Genomic DNA, 13,408 nt, shown 5'->3' with positions numbered 1-13,408 from the left:
CCCGGCAAATGCGATATGTGCGCCTGACTTCACGGATTGGGCGCCATGGCCGGTACGGATTCTTCGAAACAACCCACGCTTGCGCCGACCCCGGCGATCATCCTGTGCGAACCGCAGCTGGGTGAAAATATCGGCACGGCGGCGCGCGCCATGGCCAATTTCGGGCTCTGGGATTTGCGCCTGGTGCGGCCGCGCGATGGTTGGCCCAATGAAAAGGCCATCAATGCCGCCTCCCGCGCCGATCATGTGATCGAGCGGGTGCGGGTATTCGAAACGCTGGAAGAGGCGATTGCCGACCTGACGCTGGTCTATGCCACCACCGCCCGCTCGCGCGATATGCAGAAGACTGTGCTGGGACCCGAAGAGGCAGCAACCAATCTGGCTGCCCAGATCGGTGCGGGGCGTCCGGCTGGCCTGTTATTCGGCCGCGAGCGCTGGGGCTTGCTGAACGAGGAAGTGGCGCTGGCTGATGCCATTGTCACCCTGCCGGTGGAGCCGGCCTTTGCCTCGCTCAATATCGCCCAGGCCGTGTTGCTGCTGTCCTATGAATATCGCCGCCACAGCGAAGCCGGAGCGGCCCTGCCATTCTCGGATGCTTTGGCAGAAGTTGCGCCGCGCGAAGAGCTTGTGGGCCTTTTCGGACATCTTGAATCCACCCTGGACCAGTCCGGTTTCTTCACCGCGCCCGACAAGCGCCCGACCGTGGTCAACAATCTGCGCACCATGCTGGAGCGCGGCAAATTCACCAGCCAGGAAATCCGCACCCTGCGCGGGGTGATTTCCTCGATCGACCGGCGCCACCAGCGGCCAAATCCCAATCGGCAGAAGCCGGGCAGCAACACGGACTGATAAAGCACGCAGGCGAACCGAATTTACCCGTTCCGCCTTTGACTGCGACACTTTGTCATGCGATCTGCTTGCCCCATGAGCACGCCCGCCCCGCAAGACAAATCCCGCATCGCCTTCACCTATGTCGGTTTCCGCTTTTTCTGGCTGACCACGCTGCTGGTCAGCTTTGCGGTGCAGATCATGTCGGTGTCGATCGCCTGGCAGATTTACGATGTCACCGGCAATGCCTTCCTGCTTGGGTTGGTGGGGCTGTGCCTGTTCCTGCCCGCGCTGCTGCTGATCCTGGTCACCGGGCTCACCGCCGACCGCTTGAACCGCCGCTTCATCATGGCGATCTGCCTCGGCGTCGAGCTGGTTTGTGCCATGGGCTTCCTGGTTTTCGTCAATGCGGAAGCCCATGAAGTCTGGCCGATTTTCGGTATTCTGATCGTGCTGGGCACGGCGCGCGCTTTCTGGGGCCCCGCCGCGCAGTCGCTGGCGCCCAACCTGGTGCCGCCCGAAGCCCTGTCCAACGCCATCACCGTCAATGCCTCGGCCTGGCAATTCGCCGCCATCATGGGCCCCGCTGCCGGTGGCTTGCTCTACGGCCTCGGGCCTGCGGTACCGTTCGCAACGGCCGGGGTGCTGCTGCTGGCCGCCGCCATCAGCGTGTTGCTGATCCCCAAGCCCGCGCAGCGGGAATCGCATCAGGCGACCAGCCTCGAGACCATGCTGGCCGGTTTCCGCTACATCTTCTCCAACAAGGTGGTGCTGGGCGCCATCTCGCTGGACATGTTCGCCGTGCTGATGGGCGGGGCCGTGGCGCTGCTGCCAGTCTATACCAAAGACATCCTGCATGCTGGCCCGCAGGAACTCGGGCTGCTGCGCGCCGCGCCGGGGATCGGCGCCATCGTCATGGCGCTGTTCCTGTCCCGCTTCCCGATTCGCAATCATGCAGGCAAAATCCTCTTCCTCTTCGTTGGGCTGTTCGGCGCCTTCACCGTAGTGTTTGGCCTCTCCAGCACCGTATGGATTTCCATTCCGGCGCTGGCGCTGGTGGGCGCCTCCGATATGGTCAGCGTCACCATTCGTGAGACGATCATGCAGCTTTGGACGCCCGAGGAAGTGCGCGGGCGGGTCAATGCGGTCAATTCGGTGTTTATCGGGGCTTCCAACGAATTGGGCGAGTTCCGCGCCGGCACGGTGGCGCACCTGATTGGCCCAGTGCCTGCTGTGGCGCTGGGCGGGCTGGGGGCGATTGCCGTGGCGGTGATCTGGAGCCAGGTCTTCCCCGCGCTGCGCGAGCAGAAGACGCTCGACAAGAAAATGGTCTAAAGCCCGCGCTGGCTTGACTCCTGGGCCGTCCAACTATATCACGCGGCCACCTATCGAGGCTTTCGAGCCTATAGGCGCACCCGGGATCTCCTGAATTTTTGGGGTCTGTCGGTCATCCCTCGGGATGGCAGAGGAGGGCGCGATCCATTCACCTGTTAAGAAGGATACGCGATGTCGAAGCGTCATTCAGTCAAGTACAAGATCGATCGCCGTCTTGGCGAAAATATCTGGGGCCGTCCGAAGTCCCCGCTCAATGCCCGTGCCTATGGCCCCGGCCAGCATGGTCAGCGCCGCAAGGGCAAGCTCTCGGACTACGGTCTGCAGCTGCGCGCCAAGCAGAAGCTCAAGGGCTATTACGGCTCGGTCACCGAAAAGGCGTTCAAGCGCCTCTACACCGAAGCTGCCCGCGTTAAGGGCGATACCGGCGAGAACCTGATCGGCCTGCTCGAGAGCCGTCTGGACGCGATCGTCTACCGCGCCAAGTTCGTTGCCACCGTGTTCGCTGCGCGCCAGTTCGTGTCGCACGGCCACATCCTGGTCAATGGCAAGCGCGTCAATATCCCATCCTACCAGGTCAAGGTCGGCGACAAGATCGAAGTGCGTGAGCGCTCCAAGCAGCTCGCCGTGCTGATCGAAGCCACCCAGCTGGCCGAGCGCGACGTTCCTGATTACGTCGAAGTCGACCACAACAAGATGACCGCCACCTTCGCCCGCGTTCCCGCGCTGTCGGACGTGCCGTACCCGGTCCAGATGGAACCGAACCTGGTCGTCGAATTCTACTCGCGCTAAGCGAAGCAGAATAACAGATTTGAAAAGGCCGCCCTTCGGGGCGGCCTTTTTGTTTGGGCGTGTGTGGCTATGGCGGGGTGTGCTCGCATGGTGAGTGGGTAAGGGGCAAAGCAACGCCCCTTACGATTCTCACTGCACAGCAGGTGGCACCCCGCGGAGCGATACATTGATCGGCTCCTGATCGATCGGGATATAGCTCTCGAACTTGCGCAGACGCATGAACACCGACTGTAGTTCCACGATCGTCGTCCAGGCCCGGGCGAAGAACTGGAATGAGCTCGACACCTGATTGAAGGCGAGCTGCACCTGCTGGTAGAGGCCCATGGTCAGCGCGCCTGCCAGGATTGACGGCGAGAGCGCCAGCAAGGGCACATAGCCAACCATGTTGAGATAGGCGTAACGCGCCAGGTTGAAGTAGGTGTAGTGGAAATAGAGCCGGAAATAGTTCTTCTGCACGCCGGCGAAGAGCTCCTTGACCGTGGGCGGGTCGGCCCGATCGGCGTGATCTTCACCGAACACCAGTTCCTTGCGATACGCCGCTTCGACGCGCTGATTGGCGAAGTTCAGGCCTGGCAATTTGACGCCCACCACCGCCAGCAGCAGCGTGCCGAAAACCGCGGTGGCCAGTGCCACCCAGACCAGGCTGCCAGGAATGTCGCCCACAATGGGCAGGCCGGTAATGTTCTGGGAGAGATTCCAGAGCAAGGGCAGGAACACAACGAGAGTAATCAGCGACCCGAAGAAGGCAGTGCCCAAATCCTCGACGATGGTGGCGAAGCGCATCGTATCTTCCTGCACGCGCTGGGCCGCGCCTTCCGTTTCGCGGATTTTTGGCCAATGCTCCATGTAGTAAAAGTTCATCGCCTTGCGCCACCGGAACACATAATGCGAGGTGACGAAGGCCAGCAGCACCGCCACGATAATGGTGGGCATGAGCACGGCGAAGAGCGTGAAGACCTCGCCATAGAATCGCTCGGGCGTCACTGAACGCGGTTGCGTCAGCGCCAACTGGATCATGTCGAAGAACACGCCGGACCATTCGTTGACGAAGGCGTCCACCTGAACCTGGAAATAGATGACCAACAGGATGCCCGTCGAGCCAACGACCGACCACCAATACCACTCGTTGCGCTTGTAGAAATACCAGAATAGGCAGAACAGCAGCGAGATCAGCAGCACATATTGGTAGAGCCAGACGCGCTCGCCATTGAGGAAATTGGCGGCCGAGGATTCATTGGCGCCTGCGGCTGCGGCCTGTTGGGAGGGGCTGGCGCTCTCGGTCGTCGCGGGCGCATTAGGATTCGCCTCCCCGGGGGTAGCGGCCGGCTGGGCTTGATCGGTCGCGGCGGGCGTTGCCGCTGGGGGCTGATCGGGAGTGGCAGGCGCCGCGATCACCGGATGGGTGAAGCGGTCGATGCTGATGGCCGATCGCAGCGGCGTGCCGATGGCGAACCAGGCGACGACGGCAAAGAGCAGCCAGAGGACTGCGGAGGAAAAGAAGATTTTGGGTTCAGGGAAGAAAGAGCGAAACACCACGAGACTCCTGGGTGCCGGTGAGGTGTGTCATGTAACTGCCGCAAAACGTCCAAAGCAAGAATGGGAAATTAAAGCTTGGTAATGTTCCCCAAGGCCGGTTTTGCTTTCCTCACGGGGGCAGGGGCGATATCAGCTACGACATGATTGCCACAAGAGTTCTGCCATGAGCGCCGTTATGGATGCCGCCCACCAGGCCGAAGCCGACGAAGCCGAATCCGGCGCGCACCCGATTTTTGCCGGGGCGCCGCGCAGTGTGGAGTTCAACAAGCTGCGCAAGCGCCTGATCCGCAATACGCGCGAGGCGCTGGACCGGTTCGCCATGGTGCGGGCGGGGGAAAAATGGCTGGTGGCGCTATCGGGCGGCAAGGACAGCTATGGCATGCTGGCGCTGCTGCTGGACCTCAAATGGCGCGGGCTATTGCCCGTGGAATTGCTGGTCTGCAATCTCGATCAGGGGCAGCCCAATTTTCCCAAGCATATCCTGCCCGAATTCCTGGGCGGGCTGGGGATTCCGCATCGGATTGAATACAAGGACACCTATTCCATCGTCACGGACAAGCTGCCAGCAGGGGCGACCTACTGCTCGCTATGCAGCCGATTGCGGCGCGGCAATCTCTACCGCATTGCGCGGGAAGAGGGCTGCACGGCGCTGGTGCTGGGCCATCATCGCGACGACAGTCTCGAAACCTTCTTCATGAACCTGTTTCATGGCGGCAAGCTCGCGGCCATGCCGCCGCGCCTGCTCAATGACGAGGGCGACATCGAAGTGTTACGGCCGCTGATCTATTGTGCGGAAGACGATCTGCAGCGGTTTTCCGACGCCATGGCCTTTCCGATCATCCCCTGCGATCTGTGCGGCAGCCAGGATGGGCTGGAGCGCAATGCCATGAAAGCCATGCTTGCCGACATCGAAAAACGCATGCCCGGCCGCAAGGACGTGATGATCCGCGCGCTCGGCAACGTCAATCCTAGCCATATGCTCGATCCGAAACTGTTCGATTTTGCAGGGCTGTTCGAACGAAGGACCGGACTATGAGTGTTGATATCGGCAAGCTTGCCACCATCCTGCGCGATGCGGCCAAGGCCGAAGTGCTGCCGCGGTTCCGTCGGCTCGATGCGGGCATGGTCAAGGTCAAGACCTCGGCAATCGATCTCGTAACCGAGGCCGACGAGGCCGCCGAGCGCTTCATCAAGGTGCGGGTAGCTGAACTGGCGCCCGACGCGCTGTTTGTCGGCGAGGAATCCGTCGCGGCCGATCCGGCTTTGCTGGATGCGCTGGCCGAAGCAGACCTGGCCGTTGTGGTCGACCCGATCGACGGCACGGCCAATTATGCGGCCGGGCTGCCCCTCTTTGCCGTGATGGCGTCGGTGGTGTCCAAGGGCGAGACCATTGCCGGGATCATTTATGACCCGATGGGCGATGATTGGATGATGGCCGAAAAGGGCAGCGGCGCCTGGCTGCGACGGCCCGATGGTGAGGCGGTGCGGATGCAGATCGCTGAGCCGCTGCCGCTGGCGGAGATGGTGGGCTGCTGTTCGGTGGCCTTCATGCCAGCCGAGTCGCGCCCGCAGGTGCTGGCCAATTTCGCCAAGCTCCGAGTGGTGTCCAACTATCGCGTGGCAGGGCATGAATACCGCACCTTCGTTTCCGGCCACGCACAATTCCTCTGCTACAACAAGCTGATGCCCTGGGATCATCTGGCCGGCACGCTGATGGCGCAGGAAGCCGGCGGCTATGCCGCACGGCTCGACGGCTCGCCCTATCTGCCCCATCACGTCGACGGCGGTCTGATCATCGCCACCGACAAAGACAGCTGGCAGCAATTGCGGCGTGAGGTTTTTACCTACTAGCGGGGGACTCTAGCCCAATCCATCCTCCCCACCATTCTCCCTCGGGCTCGACCCGAGGGCCTCTCGCCGCACACACAACGCTTGGTGCAAACCCGACAGACCCTCGGGTCGAGCCCGAGGGAGAACGGTGGTGTTGGGAGCAACGCGGCACGCATCGCTTGCCCCCTTGCTCGACTCATAAGTCTGTGCTTATGTATTGTCCATGAGCGAAGCGGATATTTTTAAAGTGCTGGCTGATCCGACGCGTCGAGCGGTGTTCGAGCGGTTGGCGACGGCCGAGATGACGGCGACCGAATTGCGCGAGGGCTTTGCCATTTCGCAGCCGGCCATGTCCCAGCATCTGGCGGTGTTGCGCGAAGCGGGACTGGTCAGCGAGCGGCGCGAGGGGCGCTATGTCAATTATCGGATCGAACCGGCGGGGCTGGCGCCCTTGCATGGCTGGCTGGCGCGCCATCGCGCGTTCTGGCCTCAGCGGATCGATCAGCTCAAGGACCTGCTCAAGGAGATGGACCAATGATGGACGAGGCGTTGGTATATGAATGCGCGCTCGATGCGACGCCGGAAAAGGTGTGGCGGGCGCTGACCATCCCCGAATATCTCGAGCGGTGGCTCGTGCCGGATGCAGCATCGGGCGAAGCGCTCGACCTGACCATGCTGGCGGCCGAGGAGAATAAGTCGCTGAGCTATCACTGGCGCGAGGCCGGGCAGGGCGCCATTGGCGACGTCGAGGATAGCGTCGTCACCTTCGAGCTCAAACCCATGGCCGACGGGCGCACCTGGTTCCGGCTGACGCATGAGCCGGTGGTGATGCCGGTGGCGGCCAACAGCAATCTGGCTGGCCCGCTGATGCTGGCGGCGTAGCCCCCTCTCATCCGCCCTTCGGGCACCTTCTCCCACGAGGGGAGAAGGAAGGATTTTTAGAACCTAGATCAGAACGGAGGTCGCCGATGCGCGACATGATGCAACTCGTCCCTATGGTGGTCGAGCAATCCAGCCGCGGGGAGCGGTCTTTCGATATCTTTTCGCGGCTGCTGAGGGAGCGGATCATCTTCGTCAATGGCGAGATCGAGGACAATATGGCCGCGCTGGTCTGTGCGCAGCTGCTGTTCCTTGAGGCGGAGAATCCGAAAAAGGAGATAAGCCTTTATATCAACTCGCCCGGTGGCGTGGTGACCTCGGCGCTGGCCATGTATGACACGATGCAGTTCATCAAGGCGCCGGTGGGCACGCTGTGCTTTGGCATGGCCATGTCCGCCGGCACATTGCTGCTGATGGCCGGCGCGCCCGGCAGCCGGGTCTGCCTGCCCAGCGCCTCGATCATGCTGCACCAACCCAGCGGCGGCTATCAGGGCAAGGTGACCGATATCATGCTGCATGCCGAGGAAAGCCAGCGGCTGAAGCGCCTTACCCATGGTCTTTACGCCAAGCATTGTGGCCGGACCTATGAGGAGGTGGAGGCCGCGCTGGAGCGCGACCACTTCATGACGCCGGAACAGGCCAAGGCCTGGGGTCTCGTCGATCACGTCTATCGTGATCGTAGCGAGATCGAGGCTTCGAATCCGCCAAGCGACGATTAGTGCGCGGCGTGATGGCTCATATCGGTGTGGGCATTTTCGCTGCCCACGCCGAACAGGCGCCCATTCTCGGCGATCAGGATAAAGATCAGCGTCAGCACACCCATCACGAAATAGCCGGCGGCGACGGGCACCACCGTGCCGTTGAACTGCTGGCCGATAAAGCCGCCGATCAAGGCACCGCCAATGGTCTGGATGAAACCGAACACCGATGAGGCAGTGCCCGCCACCGAGCCCAGCGGCTCCATGGACAGCGAATTCATATTCGACGCGGCCCAGCCGAAGCAGAACATGATGACGGCCAGGATGGGCAGGAACAGCCAGATCGGCAGGAAGCCGATCCAGGCCAGCAGCAGCCAGATGGCGCTCATGCCGGTGAACACCAGCATGGCCCCATGCGACAGGCGGCGCATGCCGACGCGCGAGACGATGCGCGAATTGGTGAAGGATGACACGGCCATCAGCGCGGCCACGGCGGCAAAGGCCACGGGGAAATAGACGCCAAGGCCATAGATATCGACATAGATCTGCTGGGACGAGCTGATGAAGCCGAACAGGGCGCCGAAGGTGAAGGTGCCGGCCAGGCCGTAGGAAAAGGCCACGCGGTTGGTCAGCACGATGCGGAAGCCATCAAGGATGGCGCCGAGCGTCAGTTCGCGGCGATTGCCCAGCGCCAGCGTCTCGGGCAGGCGGATGAAGGCCCAGAGGCCGAACACGGCGGCAAGGCCACCCATGAACAGGAAAATGGTGTGCCATGGCCCGGTCAGCAGCAGCACCTGGCCAATGCCGGGCGCGATGATCGGGATGGCCATGAAGACCATGAAGGTCAGCGACATGACTTCGGCCATGGCGCGGCCCGAATACATGTCGCGCACGATCGAGGTGGCGATGACGCGCGTGCCGGCGGCGCCCATGCCCTGCAGGAAGCGCAGCGCCAGCAGGATGCCGAAGGTCGGCGAAAACACCGCCGCGACGGCCGCGATGATGTAGACGACCATCCCGATCAACAGCGGCGCCCGGCGGCCGTAGCGGTCCGATAGCGGCCCGAAAGCGAGCTGGGCGATACCAAAACCCATCATATAGGCGGAAATGACATATTGGCGCTCGTTCTCGCTGCTGATGCCCAGGGCTTCGCCCATATAGGGCAGGGCAGGCAGCATGACGTCGATGGCGAGAGCGTTCAGCGCCATGAGCGCAGCCATCAGGGCAATGAATTCTGGACGGGATAAAACCCGCGAAAAATGGTCGGACATGAATGAAACTCAGGCAGGCCACGGCAAAACGCGCGGCGGAAAGACAGGGCGAACCATGAACCTCATGGTCCGCTTTGGCAAGACTTCAATCGGCAAATGACGATATCAGGCCGGTTTCAGAGCGAAGGCCGGCGCGGTGCGGTCGTTGATCGGCAGATGCAATGCCGCCGAGCCCAGGCCGAGCAGAATGCCCAGATACCAGACCAGATCGTAATGCCCGGTCAGATCGAAGGCGACGCCGCCCAGCCAGACGCCCATGAACGAGCCGAGCTGATGGCTGAAAAAGGCGACGCCATAAAGCATGCCCATATAGCGGGGCCCGAAGAACACCGAGACCAGGCCCGCCGTCGGTGGCACGGTCGAGAGCCAGAGCAGGCCCATGGCCGCAGCGAAAGTGTAGGCCGTGAGCTCGGTGACCGGAAACAGCATGAAAAGGCCAATGGCCACGGCACGCAGGAAGTAGATGGAAGCGAGCAGGATCTGCTTGGGCACGCGACCTCCGAGATACCCGGCCGACAGGCTGCCGACGACGTTGAACAGGCCGATCACGGCGATGGTCCAGCTGCCGACTTCGGGCGAGAGGCCGCATTGCACCAGGTAGGCGGGCATATGGACATTGATGAAGGCAAGGTGGAAGCCGCAGACGAAGAAGCCGATCACCAGCAGCCGATAGGAGCCATGGCCCCAGGCCCGGGACAGGGCCTGCAGAAACGGCATGTCCACCTGGCCCGCGGTGCGTTCGCTGCGGCCGCGCAGGGCATAGGACAGCGGAATGATCAGCAGCAGCATGGCGCCGAGATAGATCAGGGCGGTCTGCCAGCCAAAGGCATTGATGAAGCCTTGGCTGATCGGCGCAAAAGCAAACTGCCCGAACGAGGAGGCGGCAGTGGCGACGCCAAAGATCAGGCTGCGCTTTTCGGCCGGCACGGCGCGGCCGAAGGCGGCCATGACCACGCTGAACGAGCAGACGGCAATGCCGACACCGGTGATGACGCCACCGGTCAGCGTCATGATGGCGGCATTGGGCGAAAAGGCCATGAGCACGACGCCCAGCGCATAGAGGGCCGCGCCAGCGGCTACCGTGCGGGCGGTCCCGACCCGGTCGGCAAAGGCGCCGGCGAAAGGTTGCGCAATGCCCCAGGCCAGGTTCTGGATGGCCATGGCCATGCCCCAACCCTCGCGGCTGAGGCCCAGATCGCTGGTCATCGGCAGGGTGAAAAGGCCGAAACTGGTCCGTATCCCATTGCCGATCGCCGCGACGACGCAGCCGGCAATGATGATGACGAGCAGGGGAACGGCAGGGCGCAGGGCCGATGAGGTCATGAGGGGCATCCAGATATGGATGTTCTATCTACGCCCGCGACATCATCACGCAAAGCAATATTGCTGAATGGGATCTATCAAGACTGGTGATGGGTTGACCATTGCGTCAATCACACCGACAAGTCGCGCCACTATTCGGGAGTCTGAGCGTGATCCGCCATATCGTCTTTTTCACCGCCAAGTCGGATGACAATCTCGACGCGATTTGCGAGGGGCTGAACCTGCTTGGGACCATTCCGCACAGCACCCATTTCGAGGTGTCGCGGAACAGCAAGGTGGACCAGATTTCCAACGAGGTCGATGTGGTGGTCTATGCCGAATTCGCCGACGCGGCGGCACTGGCAGCCTATAAGGCGCATCCCACTTATGCCGAGGCAACCCGGCGCGTGCGACCGCTGCGGGAATTGCGGCTTTCGGCAGATTTCGAGGCCAAATAGAAAACGCCGGCCTCGGGGGCCGGCGTTTTGGTAACTGGCAGTTGGTTCAGGCCGAAAGCTTGACCGGGATGCCGGCGCTTTCGAGATGGGTCTGCAGTTCGCCGGCCTGGAACATTTCGCGGACGATATCAGCGCCACCGACGAATTCGCCCTTCACGTAGAGCTGGGGAATGGTCGGCCAATTGGTATAGGCCTTGATGCCGTCGCGCAGTTCGGCGCTTTCCAGCACATTGGCGCTGCCATAGTCGACGCCCAGATAGCTCAGAATCTGCACGACCTGTCCGGAGAAGCCACACTGCGGAAAGTCCGGTGTGCCCTTCATGAACAGGAAGATGTCGTTATTCTTCACCTTGTCGTCGATGAATGCATTGATGTCGGTCATTGCGGCAGCCTTTCTAGGGTCCGGGGGAGGGCCGGGAAAATCGTTGGTCCATAAATAGGAGCTTGACGAGGCGCTGTCGAGACCTGCCATCGTCAATTGCCGATCAAGTGTTGTCAGCAGAATGGCTAAAGTCGCTCGGCCACCCAAGGGTGGCTGGTGAAGTCATCGATCGTGTTGAACAGCACCGCCTCCCAACCGGCAGTGCGGGCGCCATCGATGACTTTTGGCGTGTCGTCGAAAAAGAGGGGCGGTTCGGACTGCGGGCCGATCTTGCTCATGGCGAAATCGAAAAAGGCCGGGTCGGGTTTGCGCACACCAACGCGCGCCGAATAGAACATGTCGTCAAACAGTTCATTGAGGCCCAGATGGCTCCAGAGCCAGCTCGCGCGCAGATGCTCCTGATTGGTGGCGATGTAGAGCCGGATATCGGCCTTGCGCTTGAGCTGGCGAATGCCGTCGAGAAGCGGCTGATTGAGTTCGCTGTCGTTGATCAGCCAATAGTGGTGAAAGGCCACGGGCGAGCCCTTGTAGCCCAGCGAGGGCAGGCGGCGCTCAAGGGCATCGATCACCGACATCTCGCCGGTCACGACCTTCTTGACGAAGATATCGAAGATGAACTCATCGACAAACCGCTTTGGGTCTACGCCCATATCGGCCAGCAGGTTCGTATCCCAGCGGCGGGTCAGGTCGGGGCGGGCGTGAAAGCCATGGATCAGCACGCCATCCACGTCGAAGAAAACGGCACGGGTCATGCGGGCTCCGTGTGGCGCAGGGTCATTTGCCCCTGGCTGGCGAAGCGCCAAGGCCGGCAAGGACTTGGCGGGGAATGCTGAGGTCCTGAATCACGTCATTGTGGCGCCGAAAACCGATCAATTCGCGATGCACGAAATATTCCCAGACGGCCTGGCGGGCCGCTGCAAGGGCGGGTTCGCTGTGAGCCTCCGCCAGCGCGGCAAGGGTCGCGATCACCTTGCGCTCGGCGGCACCGATCGCGGAGGCGCGTTCAGCCGCGATTTCATGCTCGAGCGCAGCCGTCCCGGCTTCGGGACGGACCATGCGGATCAGCTCGAGCGAGTCGCGCAGCGACACCGGTCTATTCGGGGGCGCTGGTCTGGAGCGCCAGGGCGTGTAGCGCGCCGCCCATATCGCCCTGCAGGGCGGCATAGACCAGCTGGTGCTGCTGCACGCGGGATTTGCCCTTGAAGGCGGCGGAAATGACGGTGGCGGCATAATGGTCGCCGTCGCCGGCCAGGTCACGAATATCAATATCGGCGTCAGGCAACGCGGCCTTGATGCGGCGCTCGATCTCGTTGGCGTCCATGGGCATTGCTCAACTCCTTGGTCAGTCCGGCGACAGCGCCGACTCCACCAAGATATGGCACCAGGCAGGGCGCTTCAATACGAGCGCTGCGCCAAGCTGCTATTGAGTGGGGGCAATGGGGGCAACTTCCACGGATTTGGCTTCCGCGCCGACGCAGCATTCGGCATCCGAGCGGGTCGAGAAATTGGCGATGATGAAATCGACAATGGGCCGAGCCTGGGCGGCGATCTCGGTGGCGAACAGGCAATCGAGCGTATAGCCGCGCCCGGTGTCAACCGCTTCGGTGTGCACGATGGTGAGCGGAATGCCCATGGGCGAGTCGATGCTCTGGCCATCGTAGAGCAGCGCGAGGCCGCTCTGGTAGGGCGTGGTGGTTTTGGTGCCCAGGGTGAAGCCGGGGAAAGTCTTGGCCCAGCTGGCGGTGACTTCGCCGTCATTGAGGCTGGAAAGCGCGCTTTGGGCGGTCCAGTCGGTATCCTGCACCGGCACGATGGTGATGTCGCATTGCAGCGGCACGCTGGGATGGGTCAGGTTCAGTGGCTCGGTGGCGCCGCCCGAGGGCACCATGACGTCCGGGTAGATCACCGTATAGGGCTGATCCTGCAGAATCGAGCGCGTGACGTTGACGCTCTGGGCATAGGCGGCGGCCGGCAGCAGGCCCATGCTCAATGCCGCTAGACCACTGATCGCCGGTCGAAAATTCATGGTCGTCTCCGAAATGATAACGCCGCCCCAGAGTGCCAAAGCACTCCAAAGAGCGGCGATCATAAGGCAGGCAG

The 13,408-nt window shown here is 62.1% G+C and carries 18 protein-coding genes; 10 read left to right on the top strand and 8 right to left on the bottom strand.

The window, feature by feature from the left end; translation table 11 throughout:
• The first annotated feature begins 45 nt into the window (after positions 1-45).
• The 3 genes from ACI3KW_RS04350 to rpsD all read left to right on the top strand — a co-directional run bounded on the left by ACI3KW_RS04350 (position 46) and on the right by rpsD (position 2,952).
• Positions 46-849, top strand: coding sequence for an RNA methyltransferase (locus tag ACI3KW_RS04350; protein ID WP_404847077.1), 804 nt, complete (start codon positions 46-48; stop codon positions 847-849).
• 75 nt (positions 850-924) lie between these two features.
• Positions 925-2,163 carry an MFS transporter gene (locus ACI3KW_RS04345; RefSeq protein ID WP_404847076.1) on the top strand — a complete coding sequence of 413 codons (1,239 nt, stop codon included), beginning with the start codon at positions 925-927 and terminating at the stop codon, positions 2,161-2,163.
• 171 nt (positions 2,164-2,334) lie between these two features.
• On the top strand, positions 2,335-2,952 hold the full coding sequence (gene rpsD / locus ACI3KW_RS04340) for a 30S ribosomal protein S4 (protein WP_035098936.1): 618 nt from the start codon (positions 2,335-2,337) through the stop codon (positions 2,950-2,952).
• Between the two features lie 129 nt (positions 2,953-3,081).
• Here rpsD and ACI3KW_RS04335 read toward each other — a convergent pair whose 3' ends face one another.
• Positions 3,082-4,485 (bottom strand): peptide transporter, encoded by a 1,404-nt coding sequence (locus ACI3KW_RS04335; RefSeq protein ID WP_404847075.1) that lies wholly within the window; start codon positions 4,483-4,485, stop codon positions 3,082-3,084.
• A gap of 166 nt (positions 4,486-4,651) precedes the next feature.
• On the opposite strand from ACI3KW_RS04335, the gene ttcA reads away from it, so the two are divergent.
• The 5 genes from ttcA to ACI3KW_RS04310 all read left to right on the top strand — a co-directional run bounded on the left by ttcA (position 4,652) and on the right by ACI3KW_RS04310 (position 7,916).
• Positions 4,652-5,524: a tRNA 2-thiocytidine(32) synthetase TtcA gene (ttcA, locus tag ACI3KW_RS04330; protein ID WP_404847074.1), complete on the top strand. Its 873-nt coding sequence runs from the start codon at positions 4,652-4,654 to the stop codon at positions 5,522-5,524.
• A complete protein-coding gene (locus ACI3KW_RS04325) occupies positions 5,521-6,339 on the top strand; it encodes an inositol monophosphatase family protein (protein ID WP_404847073.1) in 819 nt (272 codons plus the stop codon). The genes ttcA and ACI3KW_RS04325 overlap by 4 nt, the downstream gene beginning before the upstream one ends.
• Before the next feature lie 202 nt (positions 6,340-6,541).
• The gene (locus tag ACI3KW_RS04320; protein ID WP_113123619.1) at positions 6,542-6,856 is read left to right on the top strand and encodes a helix-turn-helix transcriptional regulator; all 315 of its coding nucleotides are present in this window, start codon (positions 6,542-6,544) and stop codon (positions 6,854-6,856) included.
• A complete protein-coding gene (locus tag ACI3KW_RS04315) occupies positions 6,853-7,200 on the top strand; it encodes an SRPBCC domain-containing protein (protein ID WP_404847072.1) in 348 nt (115 codons plus the stop codon). Before ACI3KW_RS04320 ends, ACI3KW_RS04315 begins: the two co-directional genes overlap by 4 nt.
• 86 nt (positions 7,201-7,286) lie before the next feature.
• A complete protein-coding gene (locus ACI3KW_RS04310) occupies positions 7,287-7,916 on the top strand; it encodes an ATP-dependent Clp protease proteolytic subunit (protein ID WP_404847071.1) in 630 nt (209 codons plus the stop codon).
• On the opposite strand, the gene ACI3KW_RS04305 is transcribed toward ACI3KW_RS04310, so the two are convergent.
• Complete coding sequence (locus tag ACI3KW_RS04305; RefSeq protein WP_404847070.1) at positions 7,913-9,103, bottom strand: multidrug effflux MFS transporter; 1,191 nt, start codon at positions 9,101-9,103, stop codon at positions 7,913-7,915. The genes ACI3KW_RS04310 and ACI3KW_RS04305 overlap by 4 nt on opposite strands.
• Between ACI3KW_RS04305 and ACI3KW_RS04300 the strand changes: the two genes are divergently transcribed.
• Positions 9,102-9,266: a hypothetical protein gene (locus ACI3KW_RS04300; protein ID WP_162740459.1), complete on the top strand. Its 165-nt coding sequence runs from the start codon at positions 9,102-9,104 to the stop codon at positions 9,264-9,266. The genes ACI3KW_RS04305 and ACI3KW_RS04300 overlap by 2 nt on opposite strands.
• A gap of 5 nt (positions 9,267-9,271) precedes the next feature.
• Here the strand turns inward: ACI3KW_RS04300 and ACI3KW_RS04295 are convergent, their stop codons facing one another.
• Positions 9,272-10,489, bottom strand: a complete 1,218-nt coding sequence (locus ACI3KW_RS04295; RefSeq protein WP_404847069.1) for an MFS transporter — start codon at positions 10,487-10,489, stop codon at positions 9,272-9,274.
• Positions 10,490-10,638: 149 nt separating this feature from the next.
• On the opposite strand from ACI3KW_RS04295, the gene ACI3KW_RS04290 reads away from it, so the two are divergent.
• The gene (locus tag ACI3KW_RS04290) at positions 10,639-10,926 is read left to right on the top strand and encodes a Dabb family protein (RefSeq protein WP_404847068.1); all 288 of its coding nucleotides are present in this window, start codon (positions 10,639-10,641) and stop codon (positions 10,924-10,926) included.
• 46 nt (positions 10,927-10,972) lie between these two features.
• Here ACI3KW_RS04290 and grxD read toward each other — a convergent pair whose 3' ends face one another.
• The 5 genes from grxD to ACI3KW_RS04265 form a co-directional block, all read right to left on the bottom strand.
• A complete protein-coding gene (gene grxD / locus ACI3KW_RS04285; RefSeq protein ID WP_113123613.1) occupies positions 10,973-11,308 on the bottom strand; it encodes a Grx4 family monothiol glutaredoxin in 336 nt (111 codons plus the stop codon).
• 125 nt (positions 11,309-11,433) lie between these two features.
• On the bottom strand, positions 11,434-12,060 hold the full coding sequence (locus ACI3KW_RS04280; protein WP_404847067.1) for an HAD family hydrolase: 627 nt from the start codon (positions 12,058-12,060) through the stop codon (positions 11,434-11,436).
• Positions 12,061-12,082: 22 nt separating this feature from the next.
• Positions 12,083-12,397, bottom strand: coding sequence for a DUF6665 family protein (locus ACI3KW_RS04275; RefSeq protein ID WP_404847066.1), 315 nt, complete (start codon positions 12,395-12,397; stop codon positions 12,083-12,085).
• Positions 12,398-12,401: 4 nt separating this feature from the next.
• Positions 12,402-12,635 (bottom strand): BolA family protein, encoded by a 234-nt coding sequence (locus ACI3KW_RS04270; protein ID WP_035098949.1) that lies wholly within the window; start codon positions 12,633-12,635, stop codon positions 12,402-12,404.
• A 93-nt stretch (positions 12,636-12,728) separates the two neighbouring features.
• On the bottom strand, positions 12,729-13,334 hold the full coding sequence (locus ACI3KW_RS04265; protein ID WP_404847065.1) for a hypothetical protein: 606 nt from the start codon (positions 13,332-13,334) through the stop codon (positions 12,729-12,731).
• Positions 13,335-13,408: the final 74 nt, after the last annotated feature.

The organism is Devosia sp. ZW T5_3, from assembly GCF_044987315.1.
GTDB lineage: Bacteria > Pseudomonadota > Alphaproteobacteria > Rhizobiales > Devosiaceae > Devosia.
The sequence above is the reverse complement of the archived record's forward strand: the minus strand, read 5'-3'. Positions and strand labels throughout refer to the sequence as shown.

What these genes read in the sequence shown, in the direction of transcription:
- ACI3KW_RS04350 (WP_404847077.1), top strand. Translation starts at nt 46, where the DNA reads ATGGCCGGTACGGATTCTTCGAAACAACCCACGCTTGCGCCGACCCCG.
- ACI3KW_RS04345 (WP_404847076.1), top strand. Translation starts at nt 925, where the DNA reads ATGAGCACGCCCGCCCCGCAAGACAAATCCCGCATCGCCTTCACCTAT.
- rpsD (WP_035098936.1), top strand. Translation starts at nt 2,335, where the DNA reads ATGTCGAAGCGTCATTCAGTCAAGTACAAGATCGATCGCCGTCTTGGC.
- ttcA (WP_404847074.1), top strand. Translation starts at nt 4,652, where the DNA reads ATGAGCGCCGTTATGGATGCCGCCCACCAGGCCGAAGCCGACGAAGCC.
- ACI3KW_RS04325 (WP_404847073.1), top strand. Translation starts at nt 5,521, where the DNA reads ATGAGTGTTGATATCGGCAAGCTTGCCACCATCCTGCGCGATGCGGCC.
- ACI3KW_RS04320 (WP_113123619.1), top strand. Translation starts at nt 6,542, where the DNA reads ATGAGCGAAGCGGATATTTTTAAAGTGCTGGCTGATCCGACGCGTCGA.
- ACI3KW_RS04315 (WP_404847072.1), top strand. Translation starts at nt 6,853, where the DNA reads ATGATGGACGAGGCGTTGGTATATGAATGCGCGCTCGATGCGACGCCG.
- ACI3KW_RS04310 (WP_404847071.1), top strand. Translation starts at nt 7,287, where the DNA reads ATGCGCGACATGATGCAACTCGTCCCTATGGTGGTCGAGCAATCCAGC.
- ACI3KW_RS04300 (WP_162740459.1), top strand. Translation starts at nt 9,102, where the DNA reads ATGAGCGCAGCCATCAGGGCAATGAATTCTGGACGGGATAAAACCCGC.
- ACI3KW_RS04305 (WP_404847070.1), bottom strand. Translation starts at nt 9,103, where the DNA reads ATGGCGCTGAACGCTCTCGCCATCGACGTCATGCTGCCTGCCCTGCCC.
- ACI3KW_RS04295 (WP_404847069.1), bottom strand. Translation starts at nt 10,489, where the DNA reads ATGACCTCATCGGCCCTGCGCCCTGCCGTTCCCCTGCTCGTCATCATC.
- grxD (WP_113123613.1), bottom strand. Translation starts at nt 11,308, where the DNA reads ATGACCGACATCAATGCATTCATCGACGACAAGGTGAAGAATAACGAC.
- ACI3KW_RS04280 (WP_404847067.1), bottom strand. Translation starts at nt 12,060, where the DNA reads ATGACCCGTGCCGTTTTCTTCGACGTGGATGGCGTGCTGATCCATGGC.
- ACI3KW_RS04270 (WP_035098949.1), bottom strand. Translation starts at nt 12,635, where the DNA reads ATGCCCATGGACGCCAACGAGATCGAGCGCCGCATCAAGGCCGCGTTG.
- ACI3KW_RS04265 (WP_404847065.1), bottom strand. Translation starts at nt 13,334, where the DNA reads ATGAATTTTCGACCGGCGATCAGTGGTCTAGCGGCATTGAGCATGGGC.